This is a genomic window from Streptomyces sp. NPDC047880, assembly GCF_040706515.1.
Lineage (GTDB): Bacteria > Actinomycetota > Actinomycetes > Streptomycetales > Streptomycetaceae > Streptomyces.
Map to the genome: position 1 here is coordinate 24277 of NZ_JBEZOK010000025.1, position 25527 is coordinate 49803.

Sequence of the window (25527 nt, forward strand, 5' to 3'; positions counted from 1 at the left end):
CTACAAGAAGACGCCGGATCTGGGAATGAGGGCAAAGAATGTTCAATTGCTGGCCTGGTGCTGGACTTTACTTAACCTTCCTCTGTAGGTCTGCGGTCTACGGTGGGGTGCATCGGATGAACACCCAGATCAGGAGAGTGTCTTGAAGGCTTTGCTGGAGCGTGCGCGTGCGTTCAGGACGCGCGTCGATTTCGACAGCGGCGAATTTCGGAAACTGGCTGAAGGGCAATATCCGGAGGTGCTGTTCATTACCTGCTCGGACTCGCGTGTCATACCCGCGATGATCACGGCCGCGCGACCCGGGGAGATATTCGAGCTCCGGAACGCGGGCAATATCGTGCCGCCTTACGGGCGGCCCGGGGCCTGTGGAGAGGCGGCCACCATCGAGTACGCACTGGAGGTGCTCGGGGTTCAGGACATCGTGGTGTGCGGTCACTCACACTGCGGTGCGATGGGTGCGCTGAAGTCCGGCGACGACCTGTCGGCGCTGCCCGGCGTGGACGCCTGGCTCCGCATCGCCCGGCCCGAGCTGACCTCGGTCCTCCGGACCGCGCCGGACGACCCGTCCCTGCCGGAGGTCTCCCAGGGCAACGTCGTCAACCAGCTTGAGGCACTGCGGAGTTACCCCGTGGTGCGGCAACGCCTCGACTCGGGCCGGCTCCGGCTGCACGGCTGGTACTACGAGGTCGACACCGGGTTCGTGTACGAACTCGGCGACGACGGCGACTTCCGGGTGCATGCCGCGTGAGCGGGGCACACGCGCGGGGGAGGACGCGGCCGGGCCCGGGGGGTGGGCGGTCCGGGGGGCTGTCGGGCGGCGAGGGGGGCTGGCGGACGGGCGGCCCGCCGCAGGGGGGTGCCGAGTGGGGGGCGGCCGGTTCGGTGGGGGATGCGGGGGGTTGGCCGGGCGGGGGTTCGGTGGGGGATGCGGGGGGTTGGCCGGGCGGAGGTTCGGTGGGGGGCGCGGGGGACTGGTCGGGTGGGGGCCCGGTGGGGGAATCCGGTGGCTGGCCGGGCGGGGGGCCGGTGGGGGAATCCGGTGGCTGGTCGGGCAGTTGGGCCGGGAGCGGATCAGGGGGGTACTGGGACCGTGGGCCGGGCGGAGACTTCCCGGGCGGCAGCCCGGATGCCGCGGGCCGGGCGGGCGCGGCGGGTGGTAAGGGCACTCCAGGGGGGCCGGGTGCCGTGGGTGGCCCCGGCACTCCTGGCGGTCCGGACGCCGGGGGCGGTGGCGCGCTCGGCGGGGTGATGCGCGCCGTGATGAGCGGCGCCAAGGGCCTTGGCGGTAAGGGCGGTGGCGGCAAGGGGGGAGCCAGGGGGGACCTCGTCACCGACATCACCGCCTCCCTGGTCGTCTTCCTCGTCGCCCTGCCCCTGTGCATCGGTGTCGCCGTCGCCTCCGGCGTCCCCGCCGAGCTCGGAATCATCTCCGGGGTGATCGGCGGTCTCATCGTGGGCGCGGTCCGCGGCAGCACGCTCCAGGTCAGCGGCCCGGCCGCGGGCCTCGCCGCGCTGGTCGCGGAGACCGTCGCCGAGGTCGGCGTGGCCATGCTCGGCGTGATCGTGCTGTTCGCCGGCATCCTCCAGATCGTCCTGGGACTGGTACGCCTCGGCCGGATGTTCCAGGCCATCTCCGTGGCCGTCGTCCAGGGCATGCTCGCCGGCATCGGCGTGCCGCTGATGTTCAGCCAGGCCTACCCGATGGCCGACGCCAAGGCGCCCGGCACCCCGATCGAGAACATGGCCGGTATCCCCGGGCTGCTGGCCGGCGTCCTGACGAACCCGCAAGCGATGATCGCCACCCTGCTCGGCGTCGCCACGGTCGTGCTCAGCTTCGTGTGGAAGAAGGTGCCGGGGCCGGCCGGGAAGATCCCCGCCGCACTGGTCGCCGTGGGCATCGGCGTGGTCGTCGCCGCGCTGCCCGGCGTGGACGTGAAGACGCTCCAGGTGGGCAATCTGCTCGACTCGGTGCAGGTGCCGGGTGCGGAGCAGTTCGCGGGACTCGCCGACGGGACGATCATCACCGCCATCCTCACCTTCACGGTCATCGCGTCCGCGGAGAGCCTCTTCACGGCCGCAGCCGTGGACCGCATGCACAGCGGTCCCCGCACCCGCTACAACACCGAGCTGATCGCGCAGGGCGCCGGCAACACCGTCGCGGGCATCCTCGGCGCGCTCCCCATCACCGCGGTGGTGGCGCGCAGTTCCGCCAACGTCCAGGCCGGGGCCAAGACCCGGCTCTCCCGCACCCTGCACGGCCTGTGGCTGCTCGCGTTCGCGCTGCTGCTGCCGCAGGTGCTCGCGCTGATCCCGATCTCGGTGCTGGCCGGTGTCCTCGTGCACAGCGGCTGGAAGCTGTTCGGGCCCGCCGAGTTCCCGAAGATGTGGCGGCAGGACAGGGGCGAGTTCGCGGTGATGACGCTGACCATGCTGGTCATCGTGGCGACCGCGCTGCTGGAGGGCGTGCTGTTCGGCCTCGCCGCGGGGATCGTGCTGGCCGCGCTGCGCATGTCGCAGACAGTGGTCCGCCAGCACGTCGAGCAGGACACGGCGAAGGTCGTCATGGCGGGCAACGCCACCTTCCTGCGGCTGCCGAAGGTGATCGACGCCCTGGAGGCGGCCGCGGCGTCCGGGAAACCCCGGATCCGCCTCGACCTGACCGGAGTGACCCACCTGGACCACGCCTGCCGCAACCAGGTCGAGGAGTTCACCGCGCAGCAGCGGGGGCTGGGGCTGCGAGTGGAACTGCTGATGCCGGGGGAGGCGACACCCGCCGGTTCCGAGGCACCCGCCTTCGAGGCTCCCGCGACGGCGCCGCTGCCGAGGCGCCCGGTCTCCACGCCGGAGGAGGCGGCGGCCGAACCGCCACCCTGGCCCACCGCCGACGCCGAGTGGTTCTACCTCGACACCCGGCCCCTGCCGGAGGAGCAGGCGCGTTCGCCCCTCGTGGGCTGACCCACGCGCTGCCGGACATGCCGTGCCGCCGGACATGCCGCGGTGGCGTGCACACCCGACCGGGTGTGCACGCCACCGGGTCGGTGCCGGGGGCCGGTTCAGCCGCAGCTGCCCGAGATCCACCGGTGGGAGCGGACCTTGTAGGTACCGGCCAGGTTGCCGCCGTGCTGCTGCCGGGTGCAGCCGACACGGTCGGAGTAGTCGGCGCCCCGGTAGTACGCGACACCGCTGGAGCTGCTGGTGCCGGCGTTCCACACGGACTTCACGTTGGTCGTCGCGGCCCAGGAACACCGGACGGCACCGCTCTGCCAGTCGGGGTCGGCCACGTCCCACGAACACTTGCTGCCGGTGAAGTTGGCGCCCGTCCAGAAACAGACGTGGCGTGGCGGAGCCGACCAAGAAGGCGCTGTACACCTCGCGTTCGCCGAGGTGCCCGACAAGGCGGTGGCCATCGCCGACTGCCAGTCCTTCCTGGACCCGCTGCACATCCTCCCGAACACCAACGGCACCCGGAACTGGGGCCTGTTCCAGATCTCCGACGCCCGGCTGCGCGAGCTGGGCGGCACGCCGCGCGAGGCCCTGGACCCGGAGTGGAACATCCAGGCGGCCCGCACCCTGTGGAGCCGGGACCGCGACTTCGGCGACTGGCCCCACTGCGAACGTGCCGCCGAGGCACCCCGCTCCCCGGCGACAGCCCACTCCGGGACGTGAGCAATGCAGAGAGCACCCCTCCACGGAGAAGGGGTGCTCCTGTTCCCGGCCTGTTCCGGCCGTCCGGCTACGCCGTCCGCACCTTGTAGGCGGTCACCCGTACCGTCTCGTCGTCCAGGCACTCGCCCGACGTCAGGTCGAAGCGCTGCTTCAGGAGGGGCGAGGCGACGAAGGGGCGGCCCTGGTGGGTGCCGGTGAGGCCCCGGGAGAGGACGGCCGCGCCGGTGAAGGGGTCGCGGTTGTCGATGGCGAACAGGTCGCCGGAGCGGTCGCGGAAGACCGCGGCCTGCCGGCCGTCCGGCAGCAGTGCGGCCACCCCGCGGCCCGGGAGCAGCGTGCTCAGGTCGCAGACCGTGAACCAGTCTTCGTCCAGGGCGAGTTCAATCTTGAGGTCGGTGGTCTCGGGTGCCAGGGTCATCGCTGGGCGCTTCCTTCCAGTACGTCAGCGGCGGGTCGCATGCCGATGGACAGCAGCGGCAGGTCGGGCTTCATCTGGTCGCGCTCGGGCACGAAGGCAACGACGGGGTCCGGGGTGTCCGGGGCGTTCACGAAGGACACGAACCGGGCGAGCTTCTCAGGGTCGTTGATGGTCTCGGCCCACTCGTCGCGGTAGTGCGCGACATGCGCCCGCATCAGCTGCTCCAGCTCGTCACAGATGCCGAGCGAGTCGTGGACGACGACGTCCCGCACGTGGTCGAGGCCGCCGGGGATCCGCTCCAGCCAGGTCGAGGTCCGCTCCAGGCGGTCGGCCGTGCGGATGTAGAACATCAGGAACCGGTCGATCAGGCGGACCAGTTCGGCGTCCGACAGGTCCTGCGCGAGCAGGTCCGCGTGGCGCGGGGTCGCGCCGCCGTTGCCGCCGACGTAGAGGTTCCAGCCGTTGGCCGTGGCGATCACGCCGAAGTCCTTCGACTGGGCCTCGGCGCACTCGCGCTGGCAGCCGGAGACCGCCGACTTGAGCTTGTGCGGCGAGCGCAGGCCCCGGTAGCGCAGCTCCAGGTCGATCGCCATCTTCACGGAGTCCTGGACGCCGTAACGGCACCAGGTCTGGCCGACGCAGGACTTCACCGTGCGCAGCGACTTGCCGTAGGCGTGGCCGGACTCGAAGCCGGCGTCGACCAGCCGGGCCCAGATCAGCGGCAGTTGCTCGACGCGGGCACCGAACATGTCGATCCGCTGACCGCCGGTGATCTTTGTGTAGAGGCCGAAGTCGCGGGCGATCTCGCCGATCACGATCAGCTTCTCCGGGGCGATCTCACCGCCGGGGATCCGCGGCACGACCGAGTAGGAGCCGTTCTTCTGCAGGTTGGCCAGGAAGTGGTCGTTGGTGTCCTGGAGGGCCGCCTGCTCGCCGTCCAGGACGTAGCCGCTCGCGCCGATCGTCGGGGCGAGGGAGGCGATGATCGAGCCGACGGCCGGCTTGCAGACCTCGCAGCCGTCACCGCCCCGGGCCCCGTCGCGGCCGTGCTGGTCCAGCAGGTCCTGGAAGGTGGTGATGCGCAGCGCGAGGACGATCTCGTACAGCTCCTCGCGGGTCTGCGAGAAGCAGCCGCACAGGCCCTTGTCGACCTCGACGCCGCTGGCCTCCAGCTCGGCGTTGACGAGCTGGCCGAGGACCTTGACGCAGGAGCCGCAGCCGGTGCCGGCCTTGGTGCACTTCTTCACCTCGGGCACGGTCGTGCACTGGTGGTCGGTGACCGCGCCGCGGATCGTGCCCTTGGAGACGTTGTGGCAGGAGCAGACGATCGCGTCGTCCGGCAGCGCCGACGGGCCGAGCTGGACGGACTCACCGGCACCGGCCGGCAGCACCAGCGACTCGGGCGAGACCGGCGGGACCGACCCGGTGAACGCCTTCAGCGTGCCGTACGCCTCCGCGTCGCCGACCAGGATGCCGCCGAGCAGCGTGCCGTCACGGCCGATGACCAGCTTCTTGTACAGGCCCGCGCGGGAGTCGGAGTAGACGACGTCCAGGCAGTCCTCGGCGGTGCCGTGCGCGTCGCCGAAGGACGCCACGTCCACGCCGAGCAGCTTCAGCTTGGTGGACAGGTCGGCGCCGGTGAAGGACGCCTCGTCGGAGGCGATCGTGGCCGCCGCCGTCTCGGCCTGCTCGTACCCCGGTGCCACCAGGCCGTACACCCGGCCGTCGGAGGCCAGCGCGCACTCGCCGATCGCGAAGACGTGCGGGTCGGCGACCGTACGGCACTGCTCGTCCACCGCGATGCCGCCGCGCTCGCCGACCGTCAGTCCGCAGTCGCGGGCCAGCTGGTCGCGGGGCCGCACACCGGCGGAGAACACCACCATGTCGGTGGCGAGTTCGGAGCCGTCGGAGAGCTTCATACCGGTGACGGCGCCCTCGGAGTCGACCAGGATCTCCTGCGTGCCCACGCCCGTGTGGACGGTCAGGCCCATCTCCTCGATGGTGCGCAGCAGCGCGGCACCACCGCCGTCGTCCACCTGGACGGGCATCAGCCGGGGAGCGAACTCCACGATGTGGGAGGTGAGTCCGAGGCCCTTCAGCGCCCCCGCGGCCTCCAGGCCGAGCAGGCCGCCGCCGACCACGGCACCCACCTTGGCCTTCGACTTGGCGTACTCCTCGATCGCGAGCAGGTCCTCGATCGTGCGGTAGACGAAACAGCCCTCGGCGTCCTTGTGGGGAACCGGCGGGACGAAGGGGAAGGAGCCGGTGGCGAGGACGAGGGTGTCGTACGCGAAGACCGCACCGGACCTGGCGGTGACCTCGCGGGCCTCGCGGTCGACGGAGACCGCCGGGTCGCCGACGTACAGCTCGATGCCGTGCGCGGTGATGAACTCCATGTCCGTCATGGACAGGTCCTCAGGGGTCTTCCCCGAGAAGTACGAGGTGAGCGCGACGCGGTCGTAGGCCGGACGCGGCTCCTCGCAGAGGACGACCACGCGGTGCGTGGCGGTCAGGCCGCGCTCGGCGAGCGCCTCGAGGAAGCGCTGGCCGACCATGCCGTGGCCGACGAGCACGATCGTGGGGGTGGCCTCCGTGGCCTCCGGGGTGGCGGTCATCAGGAGCCTCCATCGTTGGTGAGCAGGTGGAGCAGGGGGCCGCCGTCGGAGGGGAGCGGCTCTGCTCCCTCCCAGGCGCGGGCGAGCGCGCCGACGGTGCCGAGTTCGCCGACGAGGACCCCGCCGACCAGGCGGTCGTCGCGGACGACGACCTTGCGGTAGGTGCCGCGGGTGGCGTCGGCGAGCTGGACGACGTCGTCGCCCGGGAGTGCCTCGGTCTCGCCGAATGCGGCGAGGTCGAAGGGGCTGTCGTGCCCCGTGAGGGTGAGCCGGGTCAGCGAGCGCGTGCCGGTGTACTGGGCGCTCGTGTCCCCGGCCAGCAACTCGGCGAGTGTGTCAGCCTGTTCGAGCGCGGGAGTGGCGAGCCCGTAGAGCACTCCGGCGTGCTGGGCGCAGTCGCCGACGGCGTGGATGTACGGGTCGGAGGTGCGCAGCTCGTCGTCGACGACGACGCCCTTGCGGACGTCGAGCCCGGCGGCCTGTGCGAGACCGACCCGGGGGTGGACACCGCAGGCGACGACGACGAGGTCGGCGTCGAGCGCGTACCCGTCGGCCATCTCCACCGAGCGGACCGCGCCGCCGACGCAGCGCACGTCCCGCACGCGGCACTCGGTGTGCACCTCGACGCCCAGGTCGGTCAGATGCCGCTGGACGAGCTTCGAGGCGGCCGGGTCGAGCTGGCGCTCCATCAGCCGCTCGGACTGCTGGGCCAGTACGACCTGTGCGCCGCGCAGGGCGAGCGCCCGGGCCGCCGACACCCCGAGGAGGCCACCGCCCACCACGACGGCCCGCGCGCCCGCCCGGACCGACTTCGACAGCCCCAGGCAGTCGTCCATGGTCCGGAAGGCGTGGACGCCTTCGGGCAGTTCGTGGTTCTCGGTGAACAGCCCCCGCAGCGGCGGCAGTACGGCGTTGGAGCCGGTCGCGAGGACGAGCCGGTCGTATGCGATCACCGTCCCGTCCGCACAGGCGACGGTCCGCTGCTCGCGGTCCACACCGACGACCCGGCCGCGCATGATCCGCGCCGGTGCCGGCAGGGCGATCACCTCCGGGCTGTACCGTCCGGCCAGCACCTCGGCGAGCAGGACCCGGTTGTAGGGCCGGTGCTCCTCCTCGCCGATCAGCAGCGCGGGCGTGCCGAGCTCACCGAGCCGCCGGGCGAGCCGTACGCCCGCGAGGCCGGTGCCGATCACCACCACGCGCTCATTCGAGGTCATGCACTCGAGCGTGCGGTGCCGGTGTTACCCGGCAGCATCACGTCTGTTTCCCACGGGGAACGCTGCCCTCAGCGGGGGAGGGGGCCGGGTGTGAGGGTTCCCGACGTGCGGTGACAGCGGGCTGTGAGGGTTCCCGACGTGCGGGGACAGCGGGCTGTGAGGGTTCCCGGGGTGCGGGGACAGCGGGCTGAGAGGGCGGCGGTACGCGCCTCGCATAGGGTCTCGATCATGCCCGACATATCGCTGACCATGATCGCCCTGCTCTGCCTCGCGGCACTCGCCGCCGGGTGGATCGACGCCGTGGTCGGTGGCGGCGGGCTGCTCCTGCTGCCGGTGCTGCTCCTGGGACTGCCGTCCGGGACGCCCGCCGCGCACGCCCTCGGCACGAACAAGGCGGTCGCCATCGTCGGCACCACGGGCGCGGCGGTGACGTACGCCCGCAAGGCCCCGGTGGACGTGAGGACGGCCGTCCGCATCGGGCTGGCCGCCCTCGCCGGGTCCTCCGCCGGGGCCTTCTTCGCGGCCGGGATGAGCACCGACGTCCTCAAGCCGGTGATCATGGTGGTGCTGCTCGGGGTGGCCGCCTTCGTGATCCTGCGGCCCGCCTTCGGCACGGCCCCCGCGACCGGCCCGGCGGGCCCCCGACGCATCCTCGCCGCGATCGGCCTCGCGGGCCTCGGCATCGGCTTCTACGACGGTCTGATCGGCCCGGGCACCGGCACGTTCCTGGTCCTCGCGCTCACCGCGATCCTCCACCTCGACCTCGTCACGGCGTCCGCCACCGCGAAGATCGTCAACTGCTGCACCAACGCGGGCGCCCTCGCGACCTTCGCCTGGCAGGGCGCGGTCCTGTGGCAACTGGCCGCCCTGATGGCCCTCTTCAACCTGGCGGGCGGCACCCTGGGCGCCCACACCGCCCTGAAGCGGGGCAGCGGCTTCGTCCGCATCGTGCTGCTGACGGTCGTCTTCGCCCTGGTGGGGAACCTGGCGTACGAGCAGTGGGTCGCCTAGTGCCGCGGCGGGCAACGTTTGCCCGTGAAGGAGCGGCGTCCGGTGCGTGCTCCCGGCGTGCCGGCCGGAAGCCCTCGTACTTGGGCGTACTCGGGCTTTCGGCCGGTGCGGCGAGAGGGCGTGCCGGGCGTCGAGACGGGGCGAACGTTGCCTGCCGCGGCACCAGGTTCTGTCTCTTCGCTCAGCGCGGTGTACGCCCCGCCGGTCCTCATCGCGCGCCGTACACCGGCTCCGGCGGCCTCGCCTCCGCGAGGAGCTTGAGCGTGGTCTCCCCGGCCTCCGCCGGGGACCAGCGGGCGCCCTTGTCCGCCGTGGGGCCGGGGTGCCATCCCTCCATGACCGTGATGCGGCCGCCCTCCGCCTCGAAGACGCGCCCCGTCACGCCTGCCGAGGCCGCGGAGCCCAGCCACACCACGAGCGGGGACACGTTCTCCGGTGCCATGGCGTCGAAACCCGCGCCGGGGGCCGCCATGGTCTCGGCGAACGTCGTCTCGGTCATCCGGGTGCGGGCCGCCGGGGCGAGGGCGTTGACCAGGACGCCGTAGCGGCCCATCTCGGCTGCGGCGACCAGCGTCAGCCCGACGATCCCCGCCTTGGCCGCGGAGTAGTTGCCCTGGCCGACGCTGCCCAGCAGTCCCGCCCCGCTGCTGGTGTTGACGACCCGGGCCTGTGGGGCACGGCCCGCCTTGGCCTCCGCCCGCCAGTGGGACGCCGCGTGCTTCAGCGGAAGGAAGTGTCCCTTGAGGTGGACGCGCAGGACGGCGTCCCAGTCGTCCTCGTCGAGGTTCACCAGCGTGCGGTCGCGCAGGAAGCCGGCGTTGTTGACCAGGGTGTCGAGACGGCCGTAGGTCTCGACGGCGGTGCGGATCAGCGAGGCCGCCCCCTCGGTCGTGGCGACGTCCCCGCCGTGGGCGACCGCCTGCCCGCCGCGGGCGACGATCTCTTCGGCGACGAGCCGTGCGGGGCCCGCCTCGGTTCCGGTGCCGTCGCGACCGACACCGAGGTCGTTGACGACGACCTTCGCCCCCTCGGCGGCGAGAGCGAGGGCGTGCGCCCGGCCGAGCCCGCGCCCCGCCCCGGTGACGATCGCGACACGTTCGCTGCACAGTCCGGACATGCTGGGTCCTCTCGTTGGCTGGTCTCGCCGGTTCAGGGGGTCAGTTGCCGGCGGTGGCGGCGTCGAGGAAGGCCGGGCGTTCGCCGCCGCCGTGGACGAGCAGGCTCGCGCCGCTGATGTACGAGGCGCGTTCGGAGGCGAGGAAGACGCAGGCGTCGCCGACCTCGGCGGGGTCGGCCAGCCGGCCGAGCGGCACCGTGCGTCCCACGGCCTCGATGCCGCTCTCGTCGCCGTAGTGCAGGTGTGACAGCTCGGTGCGGACCATGCCGAGGACCAGGGTGTTGACCCTGATGTCCGGGGCCCACTCCACGGCCATGCTGCGGGCCAGGCTTTCCAGCCCCGCCTTGGCCGCGCCGTAGGCCGCCGAGCCCGGGGACGGACGGCTGCCGCTGACACTGCCGATCATGACGATCGAGCCGCCGCCCGGCTGCGAGCGCATCTGCTCGCAGGCGGCGAGGGAGGCGGTCAGGGGGGCCAGCAGGTTCAGCTCGACGACCCGGGAGTGCCGTACGGCTCCGCCCTCCCGGAGCAGCCGGTACGGCGTGCCGCCGGCGTTGTTGACGAGGACGTCCAGCCGGCCGTACTCGCCGCTCACCCGCGCGAAGAACGTGGCGACGGCGTCCCCGTCGCGCAGGTCGACCGGAAGGAACCGGGCCGTGCGGCCGGCCGCTTCGACCGGCTGGTCCGCAGGGTGCCGCGCGCAGGTCACCACCTCGGCTCCGGCCTCCAGCAGAGCCCGTGCGACGCCGGCGCCCACCCCCCTCGTTCCGCCCGTGACCACCGCGACCCGTCCGCTCAGATCGGTGATCGCTGCCATGAGGGACCTCCCGCGACGCGTACTCCGCTGCTACCTTCGTGCCTAACAAACGTTTGGTGGAAAGGTAGCTGATCCGCCCATGGGTGTCTCCACCGCAAGCCCCGAAGAGGGCATCACCGTCATCACCGTGGACTTCCCACCGGTCAACGCCCTTCCCGTACAGGGCTGGTACGACCTGGCCGCCGCGGTACGCGCGGCCGGCGCCGATCCCGGCGTGCGCTGCGTCGTCCTCACCGCCACCGGGCGCGGGTTCAACGCCGGCGCCGACATCAAGGAGATGCAGCGCACCGAGGGCTACACGGCGCTGGTCGGCACCAACCGCGGCTGCTACGAGGCGTTCGCTGCGATCTACGAGTGCGAGGTCCCGGTGGTCGCCGCGGTGCAGGGCTTCTGTGTGGGCGGCGGTATCGGGCTGGTGGGCAACGCCGACTCGATCGTGGCGAGCGACGACGCGTCCTTCGGGCTGCCCGAGCTGGACCGGGGCGCGCTCGGCGCGGCCACCCATCTGGCCCGGCTGGTCCCGCAGCACCTGATGCGGACGCTCTACTACACCTCGCGCACCGTGACGGCCGAGGAACTGCACCGCCACGGCTCGGTGTGGCGGGTCGTACCGCGCGGGCAACTGCACGCCGCGGCCTTGGAACTGGCCAGGGAGATCGCCGCCAAGGACGGACTGCTCATCCGCTTCGCCAAGGCGTCGATCAACGGCATCGACCCCGTGGACGTCCGCCGCAGCTACCGCTTCGAGCAGGGCTTCACCTTCGAAGCCAACCTCAGCGGCATCTCCGACCGGTATCGCGAGGCCTTCGTGTCGGCCGAGCCGTCCGCGGCGGCAGGGCCATCCATGTCGTCCAACTCGTACGAGGGGGAGGCGCGGTGAGCGACAAGACGATGACCGCCGACGAGGTCGTCGCGCGTCTGCGCAGCGGCATGACGATCGGGATCGGCGGCTGGGGGTCCCGGCGCAAGCCGATGGCACTGGTCCGCGCGCTGCTGCGCTCGGACGTCACCGACCTCACCGTCGTCAGCTACGGCGGCCCGGACGTCGGCCTGCTCGCGGCAGCCGGACGGATCCGAAAGCTCGTCGCGGCCTTCGCCACCCTCGACTCCGTCCCCCTGGAACCGCACTTCACGGCGGCACGGCAGCGCGCTGCCTTCGACCTGGTCGAGCTGGACGAGGCGATGTTCATGTGGGGCCTGACCGCCGCCGCGCAGCGGCTGCCCTTCCTGCCGGTCCGGGCCGGGCTCGGCTCCGACGTGATGCGGGTCAACCCGCACCTGCGCACGGTGGTCTCGCCCTACGAGGACGGCGAGGAGTTCGTCGCGGTCCCGGCGCTGCGCCTGGACGCGGCGCTGGTACACCTCAACCGGGCGGACGCCCGAGGCAACGCCCGCTACCTCGGGCCCGACCCGTACTTCGACGACCTCTTCTGCCAGGCCGCCGACGCCGCGTACGTCTCCTGCGAGCAACTCGTCGACACCGCCGACCTGCTGAAGGACGCGGCCCCCCAGTCCCTCCTGGTCGAGCGCGCCTTCGTGACCGGGGTCGTCCAGACGCCCCACGGCGCGCACTTCACCTCCTGCGCCCCCGACCACGACCGCGACGAGCCCTTCCAGCGCGCCTATGCTCAGGCCGCCCGCGCCCCGCAAACCTGGCAGGCCTTCACCGATCGCTTCCTGTCCGCCGACGAAGAGACGTACCAGGCCGAAGTCGCGGCATTCCACGAGGAGCGGGCGTGAACAGTCCTGCGGCGAACGAGACGACGCGCGCCGAGTACTGCGTCGTGGCCTGCGCGGAGGCCTGGCGCCACGCCGGGGAGGTCCTGGCGAGCCCCATGGGCACCGTGCCCACGATCGGCGCCCGGCTGGCGAAGCTGACCTTCGCGCCCGACCTGCTGCTCACCGACGGCGAGGCACTGCTGATCGGCGACGTCCCGGTGCTCGGTGCCCGCGCCCGGGTGGTGGAGGGCTGGCTGCCGTACCGCCGGCACCTGGCCCTCGTGGCCACGGGACGGCGGCACGTGATGATGGGCGCCGCCCAGATCGACCGCCACGGAAACCAGAACATCTCCTGCATCGGCGACTGGGCCCGCCCCGCCCGGCAACTGCTGGGCGTACGGGGCGCACCCGTCAACACACTGAACAATCCGACCAGTTACTGGGTACCCAAGCACTCCCCGCGCGTCTTCGTCGAGCAGGTCGACATGGTCTGCGGAGTCGGCTACGACCGCGCCGCCGAGGCCGGCCCGTCCGCCACCCGCTTCCACCACGTCCCGGAAGTGGTCAGCAACCTGGGCGTCTTCGACTTCGCCACACCGGACCACTCGATGCGGCTGCGCTCGCTGCACCCGGGCGTCACGGTCGGGCAGGTGCTCGAAGCCACCGGTTTCGCGCTCACCGTCCCCGATGACGTGCCGCACACCCGTGAGCCCACCACCGAGGAGCTGCGCCTGATCCGCGAGGTCGTCGACCCGAAGGGCGCCCGCGACCGGGAGGTGCCCGCATGAGCGGCACCGCGATCGCCACGGCCCTCACCGAACTCGTCGGGGTGCGCACCCCCATCGTCCAGACCGGCATGGGGTGGGTGGCCGGGCCCCGCCTGGTCTCCGCCGCCGCCGACGCCGGAGCCCTGGGCATCCTCGCGTCCGCCACCATGACTCCGCGACAGCTGCGCTCGGCCGTGCGCGAGGTGAAGTCCCGCACCGGCGCGCCGTTCGGGGTCAACCTGCGGGCCGATGCCTCAGACGCGGGGGAAAGGGTGCGGATCATCCTCGACGAGGGCGTGAAGGTCGCCTCGTTCGCCCTCGCGCCGAGGCCGGAACTCATCGCCCGCCTGAAGGACGCCGGGGTGGTCGTCATCCCCTCCGTGGGTGCCCTGCGGCACGCCGAGAAGGTCGCGGCCTGGGGCGCGGACGCCGTGCTGGTGCAGGGCGGTGAGGGCGGCGGCCACACCGGCAGCGTCGCCACCACCGTGCTGCTGCCGCAGGTCGTGGACGCCGTCGGCATCCCGGTGATCGCCGCCGGCGGCTTCCGGGACGGACGCGGACTGGTGGCCGCCCTGGCCTACGGCGCCGCCGGCATCGCCATGGGCACCCGCTTCCTGCTCACCTCCGACAGCACCGTCCCCGACGCGGTCAAGGCCCGCTACCTCGCGGCGGGTGTCCAGGACGTCACCGTCACCACCAAGGTCGACGGCCTGCCCCACCGGATGCTGCGCAGCGACCTCGTGGACGCGCTGGAGCGCTCCGGCCGCATGACCTCCCTCCTGCGCGCCTTTCGGCACGTCTCCGCCTTCAAACGGGAGTCGGGCATGAGCTGGGCCGCCCTGGTGCGCGACGGTCTGGCGATGCGACACGGCAGGGAACTGACCTGGAGCCAGGTCCTCCTGGCGGCCAACACCCCGATGCTGCTCAAGGCCGCGATGGTCGACGGCCGCACCGACCTGGGCGTGATGGCCTGCGGACAGGTCGGGGGACTGATCGACGACCTGCCGTCCTGTGCCGAACTCGTCGACCGGATCATGGCGGAGGCACACGTGGCTCTGGGCCGGCTGCCGACGCACGCGTGAGGGTGGCACGTGCGCGGCTCATCGTCGGTCCCGCGGCGCGAGGACCCGCGCCCGGCAGGCGGCCGGGGTGCCCCAGGCGGTGCGCAAGGGGCGGGCCTTGCGGATCCACAGGGACATGTCCAGTTCTTCGGTGTAACCGACAGCGCCGTGGAGTTGCAGGGCGGTCCGCGCCGCCCCGTACGCCGCTTCGCAGGCCGTCACCTTCGCCGCGGCGACCTCCCGGCCCGCCGTGGGTTCGTCCGCCGCCAAGGCGAGGGCGGCGGCGTGGACCAGCGGCTGGGCGAACTCCAGGGCGATGAGGGTGTCGGCCAGGCGGTGCTTCACCGCCTGGAACGATCCGACGGACACCCCGAACTGAGTGCGCTGCCGCACGTACTCCACGGTGCGTTCCAGCAGTTCCCGTCCCAGCCCGAGGGCTTGCGCGGCCGTGGCCAGCGCGGCGACATCCGCGGCGTGCGCGGCGGCCGTCCGCACCGAGGGCCCCTGCTCCAGGACCACTCCGCCGAGCGGGCGGGCCAGGCGCCGCGCCGGGTCGGCCGACGGCTGTACCGGGCCGTGCGACTGCGTGAGGCGTACGGTGTCGCCGTCCACGACGAACACCGCGTCGGCGGCGTCGGCGTCCAGGGCGTAGGGGCTGCCTCCTGGAGTGAGGACGCACAGGGACGCCACGGACTTGCCGGACGCCAGCTGCGGCAGCCAGGCCCGGGCCGTGTGACCCCCGAGCCGGCCCAGCAGGGCACCTGCGGCGACCGTCTCGACCAGTGGACCGGGCACGGCATGACGGCCCAGTTCACCGAAGGCCACGGCCAGTTCGACGGGCAGCGGCCCCAGACCCTCGTGCTCCTCCGGAACGGCGAGGGCGAAGACACCGGCCTGCGCGAGCCGACTCCACAAAACGCGTCCGGGCCCGTGGTCGCCGGTCGCCCAGGACCGAACGACGCCGGGTGTGCCGACGGAGCCGAGCATGCCGTCCAGAGTGCGGGCGAACTCCCGCTGCCCGTCGTCCAGGAGGAACCGCATCACCGGCGTCCCTTCGGCAGGCCGAGCAGCCGCTCGGCGATGATGTCCCGCTGGATCTCGTTGGTGCCCGCATAGATCGGTCCGGCCAGGGAGAAGGTGTGCCCCTCCGCCCAACTGCCGTGTGCCGCCGCTTCGGTGGCCTGGTCGGACAGCTCGCCGCAGGGGCCGAGCAGATCGAGGGCGGTCTCGTGCAGGGCGATGTCCAGCTCGGACCAGAAGACCTTGTTGAGGCTGGACTCGGCGCCGATCGACCCACCGGCGGCGATGCGTGAGGCATGGGCGTAGGTGAACAACTGGTAGGCACGCGCCCCGATCACCGCGTCGGCGACCCGGTCGCGGAGGGCGGTCTCGCAGGAGCAGGAGCAGGAGCAGGAGCAGGAGCGGGAGCAGGAGCGGGAGCCCGAGCCGTGGCCCGAGCCCGAGCCGTGGCCCGAGCCCGAGCCGTGGCCCGAGCCGGACCTGGGACCGGATCCGGAAGCCGGGGCATGGGCGGCTTGCCACAGCGCGGTCAGCCGGTCGGCCGCGGCGGTGAAGCGGCCGGGGCTGCGCAGGGTCAGTCCACGCTCGTTGCCGGTGGTGCTCATCGCGACCCGCCAGCCCTGCCCCGGCTCCCCGATGACGTCCTCGTCCGGCACGAACACGTCGTCGAGGAACAGCTCGGCGAAGGCGGGCTTGCCGTCCAGCCGCCCGATGGGCCGTACGGTGACCCCGTCCGCGTCCAGCGGGAACATCAGATACGTCAGGCCCCGGTGCGGCCGGTCCGCGTCCGGCTCGCTGCGGAACAGGCCGAACGCGCGGTCGGCGAAGGCCGCCCGGGACGACCACGTCTTCTGGCCGCTGATGCGAAAGCCGCCCTCCGTCCGTACGGCGGTGGACCGCAAGGAGGCCAGATCGGAACCCGCCTCGGGCTCGGACCAGGCCTGCGCCCAGATCACCTGGCCGCTCGCCATGGACGGCAGGATCCGCGCACGCTGCTCGTCGGTGCCGTGCTCGAAGAGGGTGGGCGCGAGGAGGCTGATGCCGTTCTGGGAGACCCGGCCCGGCGCACCGGCCTGGTAGTACTCCTCCTCGAAGATCAGCCACTCCAGCAGGGAGGCCCCACGGCCGCCGAACGCCTCGGGCCAGGACACCACCGACCAGCGGTCGGCGAACAGCGTCCGCTCCCACTCCCGGTGGGCCGCGAACCCCTCCGCGGTCTCCAGCGACGGCAGCGGGACGGACGGCACATGGGAGGCGAGCCACTCCCGGGCCCCGGACCGGAAGGCGTTCTCGGCGGCGGTGAAGGCGAGATCCATCAGCGGCGTGCCTCCTTCATCGCCCGCACGTCCATCCCGCCGAGCGAGTCCTCGCTCGTCTCCGCGTTGTGGGCGTGGGCGAGATGGTGCAGCCCGAAGACCGAGTCCAGCCCCGCATGCAGGCCCTGGAGGTCCTCGGCCTGGTTGACGGCCCGCTTGGCCAACGCCAGACCCATGCGGGGCATCTCCGCGACCCGCTCCGCCAACTCCATTGTGTGCCGACCGAGTTCCTCGCGGGGTACGACCCGGTTGACCATGCCGACTTCGTAGGCGCGCTGCGCGGACATCCGGTCGCCGGTGTAGAGGAACTCCTTGGCGACCCGCGGCGGCATCACCCAGGGGTGGGCGAAGTACTCGACCCCCGGGATGCCCATGCGCACCACCGGGTCGGCGAAGAAGGCGTCCTCGGAGGCGACGATCAGGTCGCACACCCACGCCAGCATCAGCCCCCCGGCCACGCACGCCCCCTGCACCGAGGCGATGACCGGCTTGGGCAGTTCGCGCCAGCGCCGGCACATGCCCAGGTACACCTCGGACTCACGGGCGAAGCGGCTCTCGGCCCCCGACTTGTCCGAGTGGTCCCACCACAGCCCGGCCCTGCGGTCGAACGGCAGGTGCGCGTCCCGCTCCGGGGTGCCGATGTCGTGGCCGGCGGAGAAGTGCTTCCCCGCTCCGGCGAGGACCACGACCTTCACCTCGTCGTCGTCCGCAGCGCGGTAGAAGGCCCGGTCCAGGGCGTAGGTCATCGCGGAGTTCTGGGCGTTGCGGTACTCGGGCCGGTCCATCGTCACCAGGGCGACGGTGCCGCGGCGCTCGTAACGGACGGGCTCCGGGGGCGTCGTGCGATCGGCGGGCATCCGCATGCTCCTTCCCTAACAATTGTTTGGTAGGTTAATCTACGGCCCGTCAGCAGTCGAGAGCCGCCGGGAGCCGTCCATGACCTCGGTCCCACCGCCGTACCCGCGCGGCCATGACCTCCTGACCGGCCGCACGGCCGTCGTCACCGCCGCCGCGGGCGCCGGGATCGGCGGCGCGACCGCCCGGCGGCTGCTGGAGGAGGGCGCCCGGCTCGTGGTCTCCGACGCCCACGCCCGCCGGCTGAAGGAGTCGGAAGCGGCACTGGCCGCCGAGTTCGGCGTGGACCGCGTCACCGCACTGCCCTGTGACGTCACGGACGAGGACCAGGTCAGCGCACTGTTCGACCATGCCGAGGAGCGGCACGGACGGCTGGACATCGTCGTGAACAACGCGGGCCTCGGCGGCACCGCAGACGTCGTCGACATGACCGACGAGCAGTGGGACAAGGTCCTCGACGTCACCCTCAACGGCACGTTCCGCTGCACCCGGGCCGCACTGCGCCGCATGAAGGCCTCGGGCGCCGGCGGCGTCGTCGTCAACAACGCCTCGGTGATCGGCTGGCGCGCGCAGCGGGGGCAGGCCCACTACGCCGCCGCCAAGGCCGGTGTCATGGCCCTCACCCGATGCGCCGCGGTGGAGGCCGCCGCCTACGGGGTGCGGGTGAACGCCGTCTCCCCGAGCCTGGCCATGCACCCGCACCTCGCCAAGGTCACCACCCCCGAACTGCTGGAGGAACTGACCGGCCGGGAGGCGTTCGGACGCTACGCCGAACCGTGGGAGGTGGCCAACGTGATCGTGTTCCTGGCCTCCGGCTACTCGTCGTACCTGACCGGCGAGGTCCTGTCGGTCAGCAGCCAGCACCCATGAGGCGAGAATGCTCCGGTGCCGAAACGCAGCGACAGCGACCAGAAGAAGTCCGCGGTGAGTCCGCCCGAGCGGCGCGGGGAGCTGCTGGCCATCGCGGCCCGGGCCTTCGCCGAGCAGGGGTACAACGCCACGACCGTCCGCAAGATCGCGGACGCGGCGGGGATGCTGGCGGGCAGTCTGTACTACCACTTCGACTCCAAGGAGTCGATGCTGGACGAGATCCTCTCCGGCTTCCTGGACGAGCTCTGGGCCCGGTACGACGCCGTGCTCGGCGCCGGGCTCGGACCCCGGGAGACGCTGGAGGCGCTCGTGACCGAGTCCTTCCGGGAGATCGACCGGCACCTCGACGCGGTCGCCATCTACCAGAAGGAGTCCAGGCACCTCGGAGACAGGCCGCGTTTCGCGTATCTCGCCGCGTCGCAGCAGAAGTTCGAGAAGGCGTGGCTGGGCACGCTGGAGCGTGGTGTGGCCGCGGAGGTGTTCCGTGCCGACCTGGACGTGCGGCTCACCTACCGCTTCGTGCGAGACACGGTCTGGGTCGCCGCGTCCTGGTACCGGCCGGGCGGCCGGCACAGTCCCGAGGAGATCGCCCGCCAGTACCTGTCGATGGTGCTGGAGGGCATCGCCCTGCGCGGCTCATGAACAGACCCGCAGCTCGCAGACACCAAGGAGGAGACGCCATGGCCGAGGCCTACATCGTCGAAGCGGTGCGCACACCGGTCGGGCGGCGGGGCGGCGGGCTGTCCGCCGTCCACCCGGCGGACCTCGGAGCGCATGTGCTGACCGCCCTGATGAAGCGATCCGGCGTCGACCCGTCCGCCGTGGAGGACGTGGTGTTCGGCTGCCTCGACACCGTCGGCCCGCAGGCCGGTGACATAGCCCGCACCTGCTGGCTGGCCGCCGGGCTGCCGGAGGAGGTGCCGGGTGTGACGGTCGACCGCCAGTGCGGCTCCTCGCAACAAGCCCTGCATTTCGCCGCACAGGGCGTCCTCTCCGGCACCCAGGACCTCGTCGTGGCGGGCGGTGTGCAGAACATGTCGCAGATCCCCATCGCCTTCGCCACCCGTCAGGCCGCCGCACCGCTGGGCCTGACCGAGGGCCCGTTCGCCGGCAGCGCGGGCTGGCGGGCCCGCTACGGCGACCGGCCGGTCAATCAGTTCCTCGGCGCCGAGGAGATCGCCCGCAAGTGGGACATCACCCGAGAGGCCATGGAGGAGTTCGCGCTGCGCTCCCACCAGCGCGCGATCCGGGCCATCGACGAGGGCCGCTTCGACCGGGAGATCGTCGCGTGCGGGGACGTGGTCCACGACGAGGGACCCCGCCGCGACACCAGCCGGGAGAAGATGGCGGGACTGCAGCCGCTGATGGAGGGCGGCCGGCTGACCGCTGCGTTGTCCTCACAGATCTCCGACGGCGCCTCGGCCATGCTCCTCGCGTCGGAGCGGGCCGTACGGGAGCACGGCCTGACCCCGAGGGCCCGTGTCCACCACCTCTCGGTGCGCGGTGAGGACCCGATCCGCATGCTGTCCGCCCCGATCCCGGCGACGGCGTACGCCTTGAAGAAGTCCGGCATGACGCTCGACGAGATCGACCTGGTCGAGATCAACGAGGCCTTCGCCTCGGTGGTGCTGGCCTGGACGAAGGAGACCGGCGCCGACCCCGGGAAAGTCAATGCCAACGGCGGCGCCATCGCCCTCGGCCACCCGCTCGGCGCCACCGGGACCCGGCTGGCCACCACGCTCCTGCACGAGCTGGAACGCACCGGCGGGCGCTACGGACTGCAGACGATGTGCGAGGGCGGCGGCCAGGCGAACGTGACCATCATCGAATGCCTTTGACACGCGCCGGCCGGTGCGTCACGGACCGTGATCTACTTCTCGCCATGGTGTCGATCGACGAGAAGCCGGAGTCATGATCCCTCACCCGGAGCACTGCTGCGAGGTGATGACCGACCGCGTGAACGTGCGCTGCGACCGGCACGACGATCCCTTCGACTGCCCGGACGCGCTGGTCGACTTCATCGCGAAGTTCCAGGAGTACGGGCTGATCATTCACGACGGCGGCAGGTCGAGCATCACGATCGAGTTCTGTCCCTGGTGCGGACGGCGCCTCCCCGGGTCGCAGCGGGACCGGTGGTTCGACGAGCTGGAGCGCCGCGGGGTCGATCCGGGGGAGGACGAGGTCCCCGCCGACTTCCAGGACGGCCGCCGGCTCACCTCCCCACGCCGGGAGCAGCGGACCAGCAGAGCCTCAAGAGACCAGCTGCCCGCCCGAGGAGGCGTGCGTCGACCGGTCAACGGTTCGGTCGCCGGGCGTGGGCCTGGTCGGTCGAGCCGCGTTCCGTATCCCTCGCTCAGCACAAGCGCGGCCCCGGCATCGAACAACCGCTCTCGCAGGGAGCCCTCATCAGCCATAGACAGTGTCTACCCGCCGGGAGTCTCTGAAGCCGGGCGGCGCTGTGGAGCGCCGCCCGATGAGTATTTCGGCGCGCTCACGCGTGGTGGTGAGTGTCAGCCGTCGCGAACAACCGAGCAACCGGCGGGCGCGAGCCCGGCCCGCACCTGAGCGAAGAGAGACCACGCACATGGACGTCAGCGCCCACATCGAAGCCGTCTACGACAACCTCCGCCGACGCGACCCCGGCGAGACGGAGTTCCACCAGGCGGCACAGGAAGTCCTGCACTCGATGGGGCCCGTGCTCCAGGCGCACCCGGAGTACGTCGAGGCCCGCATCGTGGAGCGGCTCTGCGAGCCGGAACGGCAACTGATGTTCAGGGTCCCGTGGGTGGACGACCAGGGCACGGTACGAGTCAACCGCGGCTTCCGGGTGGAGTTCAACAGCGCCCTCGGGCCGTACAAGGGCGGCCTGCGCTTCCATCCCAGCGTCAACCTCGGCATCGTCAAGTTCCTCGGCTTCGAGCAGATCTTCAAGAACGCGCTGACCGGCATGGCGATCGGCGGCGGCAAGGGCGGCGCGGACTTCGACCCCAAGGGCCGCTCGGACGGCGAAGTGATGCGCTTCTGCCAGGCGTTCATGACGGAGCTGTACCGCCACCTCGGCGAGCACACCGACGTGCCCGCCGGGGACATCGGCGTGGGCGCGCGCGAGATCGGCTACCTCTTCGGCCAGTACAAGCGGATCACCAACCGCTACGAGGCCGGCGTCCTCACCGGCAAGCCGGTCGGCTGGGGCGGCTCCCACGCCCGTACCGAGGCCACCGGCTACGGCGCGGTGTACTTCGCCCAGGAGATGCTCGCCACCCGGGGACAGCACCTGGACGGGCGTCGCGTGGTGATCTCCGGGTCGGGGAACGTGGCCGTGTACGCCGCCGAGAAGGTGCACGCGCTGGGCGGCACAGTGGTGGCCTGCTCGGACTCCTCCGGCTACGTGGCCGACGAGGACGGCCTCGACCTGGAGCTGCTCAAGGAGGTCAAAGAGGTGCGCCGGGCGCGCATCTCCGCCTACGCCGAGGCCCGGCCGGCCGCGCGGTTCTCCGCCCGCGGCTCGGTCTTCGACGTGCCGTGCGACATCGCCCTGCCGTGCGCGACCCAGAACGAGCTGAACCAGCAGGACGCCGTGGCCCTGGTGAAGAACGGCGTGCTCGCCGTGGCCGAGGGAGCCAACATGCCCTGCACGCCCGACGCGGTCGAGGTGTTCCGGGACGCCCGGATCCTGTTCGGCCCGGGCAAGGCTGCCAACGCGGGCGGGGTCGCCACCTCCGCGCTGGAGATGCAGCAGAACGCCGCCCGTGACAGCTGGACCTTCGAGAGGACGGAGGACCGGCTCGCCGGCATCATGCGGCAGGTGCATTCCCAGTGCCGTGTCACCGCCGCGACCTATGGGGGAGACCCCGATGACTACGTGTTCGGCGCCAACGCCACCGGCTTCCTCCGCGTGGCCGAGGCGATGACCGCCCAGGGAGTCGTCTGAGCGCCGAAGGACACGGCGGCGTGTGTCTCCGGGGGCGAGCCGGGAGCGCTCCTCGCCCGTTCGCCGACGGCCGTGCCGGCGGGGTAGCGGCCGTCGGGGCACGGAGCCCGCGCCCGGTTCCGGCGAGCGCTTCCGTCAGCAGCACGAGCGGGCCTCTTCCCCGGTCCGGGGCAGGTGGTAGAAGCCGGTCGCCGTGCCGCACAGCAGCGCCTGCTTCTCGTCCTCGGAGAGGCCGTGCAGCAGCTCGTCCACGGTGGCCGCCCAGCGCGCCCAGCCGCCGGCCAGGACGCAGACGGGCCAGTCGGAGCCGAACATGAGCCGGTGCGGGCCGAAGGCGGCCAGCAGCGTGTCCCACACCGGCCGGATGTCGGCGACGGTCCACTCGTCGTGGTCTGCCTCGGTGATCAGCCCGGAGACCTCGCACCGCACCTGCGGGAAGCCGGCCAGCACGCGCACCCCGCGCTGCCAGTCGGACAGCGTGCCGCGGCGGGCGTGCGGACCGATGGGCGGCTTCCCCGCGTGGTCCAGGACCAGCGCTAGCTCGGGGAAACGCCGGGCGAGGCGGATGGCCTGCGGGAACTGGTGACTGCGGATCAGCACGTCGTAGCCGATGCCCCGGTCCTGGACGGCGCGCAGCCCCCGTTCGACGGCCGGCTGCTGCAGCCACTGCGGATCGGGCTCCCCCTGCACCAGGTGTCGCACGGCGCGCAGGTACGAGCCCCCGATGCCGGCGCGCAGCGCGTCGAGCCTGTCCCCGGCATCGGCCGCGGTGAGATCCGTCCAGCCGACGACCGCGCCGATCAGCGGATCCTCTTCCGCCAGGACGAGCAGGTCCGCCGTCTCCGGCACGGACGCGATGCACTGCACGAGCACCGTACGGCTCAGCCGCCGGCCCGCGACCGGCAGGCCCGCCGCCCGGCGCAGGTCCTGGACACCGTAGGAGCGGCGGATGGGTTCCAGGCCGGACTCGTCCAGCCAGGGCTGCGGACGCCGGTCCAGGTCCCACACATGGTGGTGCGAGTCGACCAGGGGCAGGGCCTCGGGCACGGACGTATCCGGCGCCGGTGGATCCAGCGGGACGTACGCCGATGACATGGGATGAATTAGCAGGGATGCTGCGCTGCTTGTCCAGGGTGTGGACAGCAAGAGCCTTGCAGGCGGGCATCGCTCATGCAGAGGCGGTTCCGGAGGGCCGCCCGCCCCCTCCGGACATCGGATGTCTGGTCGAGGTGTCTGCGCCTCAGGCCTGGTCGCCGGAGCGCTTGTCCCGGACCCGCTGGGCCACGTCGCGCAGCTTGACGTTGTGGTGCTGGGAGATCTTGCGCAGCACGTTGAACGCGTCCTCGTCGCTCATCCCGTGGCGTTCCATGAGGATGCCCATGGCCTCGCCGATGGCGTGCCGGGTCTCCAGCGCGTGTTCGAGCTGGTCGATGGTGCGGGCGTCCGCCAGGGCGACGGCGGCGTGCGAGGCCAGCAGCCAGCCGGCCGTCGCGATGTCCTCGGTGAAGGCGCCCGGGCGGCGGGCGTACAGGTTGAGCGCGCCGAAGTCCTGTTCGTGGGTGTAGAGCAGGACCCCGGTCATGCTGCCGATGCCCAGCTCGCGGGCGGCCTCGGCGTACCGGGGCCAGTCCGGCTGCGGCTGGGTCATGTCCACGACCCGGAACACGCGCTCGTCGTCCGCGCGGCGGGCGAGGTCGAAGCACGGCCCCTCACCCAGCTCACCCTGCAGACGGTCGGACTCCTGGACCATGTCGCCGTACGAGGACAGCGTGACGGCACGACCCTTGCGCACGGCGAGGATCCCCGCCGCGTCACAGCCGTCCACCAGCCGCACGGCCGACGCCGCGATCTCGTCCAGCGTCTGCTGCACGGACTCCTGCTTCAGCAGGGTCCGCGCGAGCACGGCCATTTCCTCGGCGAACTTCTGCCAGTCCATGCGTCACCGCCCGCGTCGATCACCAGTACGGCCACCCTACGCACACCCTGGTCCCTCGGCGTCGAAGGCGCCAGGAGTGTGGCGCGCGCCTCGGGGCCGTCCGGCCCCCCGACCGAGGGGGACAGCGCTCGTGGGCGCCGGCCGCGGCAACGAGATCGCACATCAGGCGTGTTGCCGCCGCCCCCGTCCCATAACCTCGTGCGTGGGGACGCCGGAGGCCTGGCGTGTCCGCCGTGAGGAGGCCATGGTGCTCGACATGCGCGCGGGCGGGCGGTTGCTCGCGGGCGCCGTGCTGGCGGTCTGCGTGGTGCTGATCGGCCCCAGCGCACCGAACGGTGCCCTCTTCGCCGGTGCGCAGCCCGCCGTAGCCGCCCGGGACGCCGTGCCGAACCGGGTCATGACGTGGAACATCTGCAACCCCTGCGAGGCGAGCGACGTCGACAAGGCCGCGGAGATCGCCGCGTACGCGCCCCAGGTCATCGGCCTGCAGGAAGCGTGCGTGCGGAACGTCGAGAGGATCCGGGAGTACCTGGAGAACCTGCACGGGCTGGTCTACCACGTCGAGTACGGCTCCGTGCTGCGCAAGTGGGGCCGCTGCGGGGGAGCGCCGTGGAGTCCGGGAGCCTTCGGCCAGGCGATCCTCTCGGCCGCCCCGATGACGGACCGGGTCGCCGTGGAGTATCCCGACGGCGGCTCCGAGGACCGCGGCTACATGGCCGTCACCACCACGGTGGACGGCCGGCCCGTGCGGGTCTTCAACACCCACCTCGCCCAGCGGCGCCAGGAGACCGTCCGGGCCGAACAGACCCACGTGCTGGCATCGGCGGTCGCCCGGCACGACCGCGCGATCCTCCTCGGCGACCTCAACGCCGTGCCGGACGCCCCCGAACTGTCCGGCATCTGGGCACTGGCCACGGACGCCGACCCGCAGTGCCGTCCGTCACCCACCGGCGACTGCCGGCCGACGACCGACTGGCAGAGCAAGTTCGACTACGTCTTCCTGCGGGGCCTCGTCGCCCTCAGGCACCATGTGCACCCCACCCCGTACTCCGACCACAACCTGCTGTCCGCCGACGTCGACGTGACATGAGTGCCCGACCGGTCGGTCGCCCACCCGGAAACCCCAGGTCAGCGGCCCGCTCCGGCCGCAGGTGGCAGTGATGTCGCTGTTCCGCGTGGAATCCTCCCCCG

The 25527-nt window shown here is 72.1% G+C and carries 25 protein-coding genes; 14 read left to right on the forward strand and 11 right to left on the reverse strand.

Annotated elements, in window-relative coordinates:
- The first annotated feature begins 142 nt into the window (after positions 1–142).
- Entirely contained in the window at positions 143–748 is a 606-nt protein-coding gene (locus AB0937_RS30055) for a carbonic anhydrase (protein WP_366715981.1), read from the forward strand.
- A gap of 512 nt (positions 749–1260) precedes the next feature.
- Complete coding sequence (locus AB0937_RS30060; protein WP_366716179.1) at positions 1261–2955, forward strand: SulP family inorganic anion transporter; 1695 nt, start codon at positions 1261–1263, stop codon at positions 2953–2955.
- 98 nt (positions 2956–3053) lie between these two features.
- Here AB0937_RS30060 and AB0937_RS30065 read toward each other — a convergent pair whose 3' ends face one another.
- Positions 3054–3407, reverse strand: a complete 354-nt coding sequence (locus AB0937_RS30065; protein WP_366715983.1) for a peptidase inhibitor family I36 protein — start codon at positions 3405–3407, stop codon at positions 3054–3056.
- Here AB0937_RS30065 and AB0937_RS30070 point away from each other — a divergent pair.
- A complete protein-coding gene (locus AB0937_RS30070) occupies positions 3304–3666 on the forward strand; it encodes a hypothetical protein (protein ID WP_366716195.1) in 363 nt (120 codons plus the stop codon). The two genes, AB0937_RS30065 and AB0937_RS30070, sit on opposite strands and share 104 nt — an antisense overlap.
- Before the next feature lie 67 nt (positions 3667–3733).
- Here the strand turns inward: AB0937_RS30070 and nirD are convergent, their stop codons facing one another.
- The 3 genes from nirD to AB0937_RS30085 are packed head-to-tail and all read right to left on the reverse strand — an operon-like array spanning position 3734 to position 7916.
- The gene (gene nirD, locus AB0937_RS30075) at positions 3734–4084 is read right to left on the reverse strand and encodes a nitrite reductase small subunit NirD (protein WP_366715985.1); all 351 of its coding nucleotides are present in this window, start codon (positions 4082–4084) and stop codon (positions 3734–3736) included.
- Positions 4081–6699: a nitrite reductase large subunit NirB gene (gene nirB / locus AB0937_RS30080; protein WP_366715987.1), complete on the reverse strand. Its 2619-nt coding sequence runs from the start codon at positions 6697–6699 to the stop codon at positions 4081–4083. The genes nirD and nirB overlap by 4 nt, the downstream gene beginning before the upstream one ends.
- Positions 6699–7916, reverse strand: a complete 1218-nt coding sequence (locus AB0937_RS30085) for an FAD-dependent oxidoreductase (RefSeq protein ID WP_366715989.1) — start codon at positions 7914–7916, stop codon at positions 6699–6701. The genes nirB and AB0937_RS30085 overlap by 1 nt, the downstream gene beginning before the upstream one ends.
- 228 nt (positions 7917–8144) lie before the next feature.
- Here AB0937_RS30085 and AB0937_RS30090 point away from each other — a divergent pair, with 228 nt between their 5' ends.
- A complete protein-coding gene (locus AB0937_RS30090) occupies positions 8145–8927 on the forward strand; it encodes a TSUP family transporter (protein WP_366715991.1) in 783 nt (260 codons plus the stop codon).
- A 208-nt stretch (positions 8928–9135) separates the two neighbouring features.
- Here the strand turns inward: AB0937_RS30090 and AB0937_RS30095 are convergent, their stop codons facing one another.
- Together AB0937_RS30095 and AB0937_RS30100 are read right to left on the reverse strand one after the other, a co-directional pair.
- Positions 9136–10044 (reverse strand): SDR family oxidoreductase, encoded by a 909-nt coding sequence (locus AB0937_RS30095; protein WP_366715993.1) that lies wholly within the window; start codon positions 10042–10044, stop codon positions 9136–9138.
- Positions 10045–10084: 40 nt separating this feature from the next.
- Positions 10085–10861 carry an SDR family oxidoreductase gene (locus AB0937_RS30100; RefSeq protein ID WP_366715995.1) on the reverse strand — a complete coding sequence of 259 codons (777 nt, stop codon included), beginning with the start codon at positions 10859–10861 and terminating at the stop codon, positions 10085–10087.
- 79 nt (positions 10862–10940) lie between these two features.
- Here AB0937_RS30100 and AB0937_RS30105 point away from each other — a divergent pair, with 79 nt between their 5' ends.
- Genes AB0937_RS30105 through AB0937_RS30120 form a run of 4 tightly spaced genes read left to right on the forward strand, consistent with a single transcriptional unit; the run spans position 10941 to position 14429 of the window.
- Positions 10941–11741: an enoyl-CoA hydratase family protein gene (locus AB0937_RS30105; protein ID WP_366715997.1), complete on the forward strand. Its 801-nt coding sequence runs from the start codon at positions 10941–10943 to the stop codon at positions 11739–11741.
- Entirely contained in the window at positions 11738–12601 is an 864-nt protein-coding gene (locus AB0937_RS30110) for a CoA-transferase (RefSeq protein WP_366715999.1), read from the forward strand. The genes AB0937_RS30105 and AB0937_RS30110 overlap by 4 nt, the downstream gene beginning before the upstream one ends.
- Positions 12598–13368 (forward strand): CoA-transferase, encoded by a 771-nt coding sequence (locus tag AB0937_RS30115; RefSeq protein WP_366716001.1) that lies wholly within the window; start codon positions 12598–12600, stop codon positions 13366–13368. Before AB0937_RS30110 ends, AB0937_RS30115 begins: the two co-directional genes overlap by 4 nt.
- Entirely contained in the window at positions 13365–14429 is a 1065-nt protein-coding gene (locus AB0937_RS30120; protein WP_366716003.1) for a nitronate monooxygenase, read from the forward strand. Before AB0937_RS30115 ends, AB0937_RS30120 begins: the two co-directional genes overlap by 4 nt.
- A gap of 18 nt (positions 14430–14447) precedes the next feature.
- Here the strand turns inward: AB0937_RS30120 and AB0937_RS30125 are convergent, their stop codons facing one another.
- From AB0937_RS30125 to AB0937_RS30135, 3 genes are read right to left on the reverse strand one after another with little or no spacing between them, the layout of a single operon-like run.
- Positions 14448–15449 carry an acyl-CoA dehydrogenase family protein gene (locus AB0937_RS30125; protein WP_366716181.1) on the reverse strand — a complete coding sequence of 334 codons (1002 nt, stop codon included), beginning with the start codon at positions 15447–15449 and terminating at the stop codon, positions 14448–14450.
- Positions 15449–16744: an acyl-CoA dehydrogenase family protein gene (locus tag AB0937_RS30130; RefSeq protein WP_366716005.1), complete on the reverse strand. Its 1296-nt coding sequence runs from the start codon at positions 16742–16744 to the stop codon at positions 15449–15451. Before AB0937_RS30130 ends, AB0937_RS30125 begins: the two co-directional genes overlap by 1 nt.
- The gene (locus tag AB0937_RS30135) at positions 16744–17607 is read right to left on the reverse strand and encodes an enoyl-CoA hydratase (RefSeq protein WP_366716007.1); all 864 of its coding nucleotides are present in this window, start codon (positions 17605–17607) and stop codon (positions 16744–16746) included. Before AB0937_RS30135 ends, AB0937_RS30130 begins: the two co-directional genes overlap by 1 nt.
- Positions 17608–17680: 73 nt before the next feature.
- On the opposite strand from AB0937_RS30135, the gene AB0937_RS30140 reads away from it, so the two are divergent.
- From AB0937_RS30140 to gdhA, 5 genes are all read left to right on the forward strand, one after another.
- Positions 17681–18469, forward strand: coding sequence for an SDR family oxidoreductase (locus AB0937_RS30140; RefSeq protein WP_366716009.1), 789 nt, complete (start codon positions 17681–17683; stop codon positions 18467–18469).
- A gap of 15 nt (positions 18470–18484) precedes the next feature.
- Positions 18485–19111 (forward strand): TetR/AcrR family transcriptional regulator, encoded by a 627-nt coding sequence (locus AB0937_RS30145; RefSeq protein WP_366716011.1) that lies wholly within the window; start codon positions 18485–18487, stop codon positions 19109–19111.
- A gap of 38 nt (positions 19112–19149) precedes the next feature.
- Positions 19150–20307, forward strand: a complete 1158-nt coding sequence (locus tag AB0937_RS30150; protein WP_366716013.1) for an acetyl-CoA C-acetyltransferase — start codon at positions 19150–19152, stop codon at positions 20305–20307.
- 106 nt (positions 20308–20413) lie between these two features.
- Positions 20414–21034, forward strand: coding sequence for a hypothetical protein (locus AB0937_RS30155; protein ID WP_366716015.1), 621 nt, complete (start codon positions 20414–20416; stop codon positions 21032–21034).
- Positions 21035–21053: 19 nt separating this feature from the next.
- Positions 21054–22400 (forward strand): NADP-specific glutamate dehydrogenase, encoded by a 1347-nt coding sequence (gene gdhA, locus AB0937_RS30160; RefSeq protein ID WP_366716017.1) that lies wholly within the window; start codon positions 21054–21056, stop codon positions 22398–22400.
- 135 nt (positions 22401–22535) lie between these two features.
- On the opposite strand, the gene AB0937_RS30165 is transcribed toward gdhA, so the two are convergent.
- Positions 22536–23447: an amidohydrolase family protein gene (locus tag AB0937_RS30165; protein ID WP_366716183.1), complete on the reverse strand. Its 912-nt coding sequence runs from the start codon at positions 23445–23447 to the stop codon at positions 22536–22538.
- Between the two features lie 193 nt (positions 23448–23640).
- Complete coding sequence (locus AB0937_RS30170) at positions 23641–24336, reverse strand: GAF and ANTAR domain-containing protein (RefSeq protein WP_366716019.1); 696 nt, start codon at positions 24334–24336, stop codon at positions 23641–23643.
- 244 nt (positions 24337–24580) lie between these two features.
- On the opposite strand from AB0937_RS30170, the gene AB0937_RS30175 reads away from it, so the two are divergent.
- Positions 24581–25426, forward strand: coding sequence for an endonuclease/exonuclease/phosphatase family protein (locus AB0937_RS30175; protein WP_366716185.1), 846 nt, complete (start codon positions 24581–24583; stop codon positions 25424–25426).
- Positions 25427–25527: the final 101 nt, after the last annotated feature.

What these genes read in the sequence shown, in the direction of transcription:
- AB0937_RS30060 (WP_366716179.1), top strand. Translation starts at nt 1,261, where the DNA reads ATGAGCGGCGCCAAGGGCCTTGGCGGTAAGGGCGGTGGCGGCAAGGGG.
- AB0937_RS30065 (WP_366715983.1), bottom strand. Translation starts at nt 3,407, where the DNA reads ATGGCCACCGCCTTGTCGGGCACCTCGGCGAACGCGAGGTGTACAGCG.
- nirD (WP_366715985.1), bottom strand. Translation starts at nt 4,084, where the DNA reads ATGACCCTGGCACCCGAGACCACCGACCTCAAGATTGAACTCGCCCTG.
- nirB (WP_366715987.1), bottom strand. Translation starts at nt 6,699, where the DNA reads ATGACCGCCACCCCGGAGGCCACGGAGGCCACCCCCACGATCGTGCTC.
- AB0937_RS30085 (WP_366715989.1), bottom strand. Translation starts at nt 7,916, where the DNA reads ATGACCTCGAATGAGCGCGTGGTGGTGATCGGCACCGGCCTCGCGGGC.
- AB0937_RS30090 (WP_366715991.1), top strand. Translation starts at nt 8,145, where the DNA reads ATGCCCGACATATCGCTGACCATGATCGCCCTGCTCTGCCTCGCGGCA.
- AB0937_RS30095 (WP_366715993.1), bottom strand. Translation starts at nt 10,044, where the DNA reads ATGTCCGGACTGTGCAGCGAACGTGTCGCGATCGTCACCGGGGCGGGG.
- AB0937_RS30100 (WP_366715995.1), bottom strand. Translation starts at nt 10,861, where the DNA reads ATGGCAGCGATCACCGATCTGAGCGGACGGGTCGCGGTGGTCACGGGC.
- AB0937_RS30105 (WP_366715997.1), top strand. Translation starts at nt 10,941, where the DNA reads ATGGGTGTCTCCACCGCAAGCCCCGAAGAGGGCATCACCGTCATCACC.
- AB0937_RS30120 (WP_366716003.1), top strand. Translation starts at nt 13,365, where the DNA reads ATGAGCGGCACCGCGATCGCCACGGCCCTCACCGAACTCGTCGGGGTG.
- AB0937_RS30125 (WP_366716181.1), bottom strand. Translation starts at nt 15,449, where the DNA reads ATGCGGTTCCTCCTGGACGACGGGCAGCGGGAGTTCGCCCGCACTCTG.
- AB0937_RS30130 (WP_366716005.1), bottom strand. Translation starts at nt 16,744, where the DNA reads ATGGATCTCGCCTTCACCGCCGCCGAGAACGCCTTCCGGTCCGGGGCC.
- AB0937_RS30135 (WP_366716007.1), bottom strand. Translation starts at nt 17,607, where the DNA reads ATGCGGATGCCCGCCGATCGCACGACGCCCCCGGAGCCCGTCCGTTAC.
- AB0937_RS30140 (WP_366716009.1), top strand. Translation starts at nt 17,681, where the DNA reads ATGACCTCGGTCCCACCGCCGTACCCGCGCGGCCATGACCTCCTGACC.
- AB0937_RS30150 (WP_366716013.1), top strand. Translation starts at nt 19,150, where the DNA reads ATGGCCGAGGCCTACATCGTCGAAGCGGTGCGCACACCGGTCGGGCGG.
- AB0937_RS30155 (WP_366716015.1), top strand. Translation starts at nt 20,414, where the DNA reads ATGACCGACCGCGTGAACGTGCGCTGCGACCGGCACGACGATCCCTTC.
- gdhA (WP_366716017.1), top strand. Translation starts at nt 21,054, where the DNA reads ATGGACGTCAGCGCCCACATCGAAGCCGTCTACGACAACCTCCGCCGA.
- AB0937_RS30170 (WP_366716019.1), bottom strand. Translation starts at nt 24,336, where the DNA reads ATGGACTGGCAGAAGTTCGCCGAGGAAATGGCCGTGCTCGCGCGGACC.
- AB0937_RS30175 (WP_366716185.1), top strand. Translation starts at nt 24,581, where the DNA reads ATGGTGCTCGACATGCGCGCGGGCGGGCGGTTGCTCGCGGGCGCCGTG.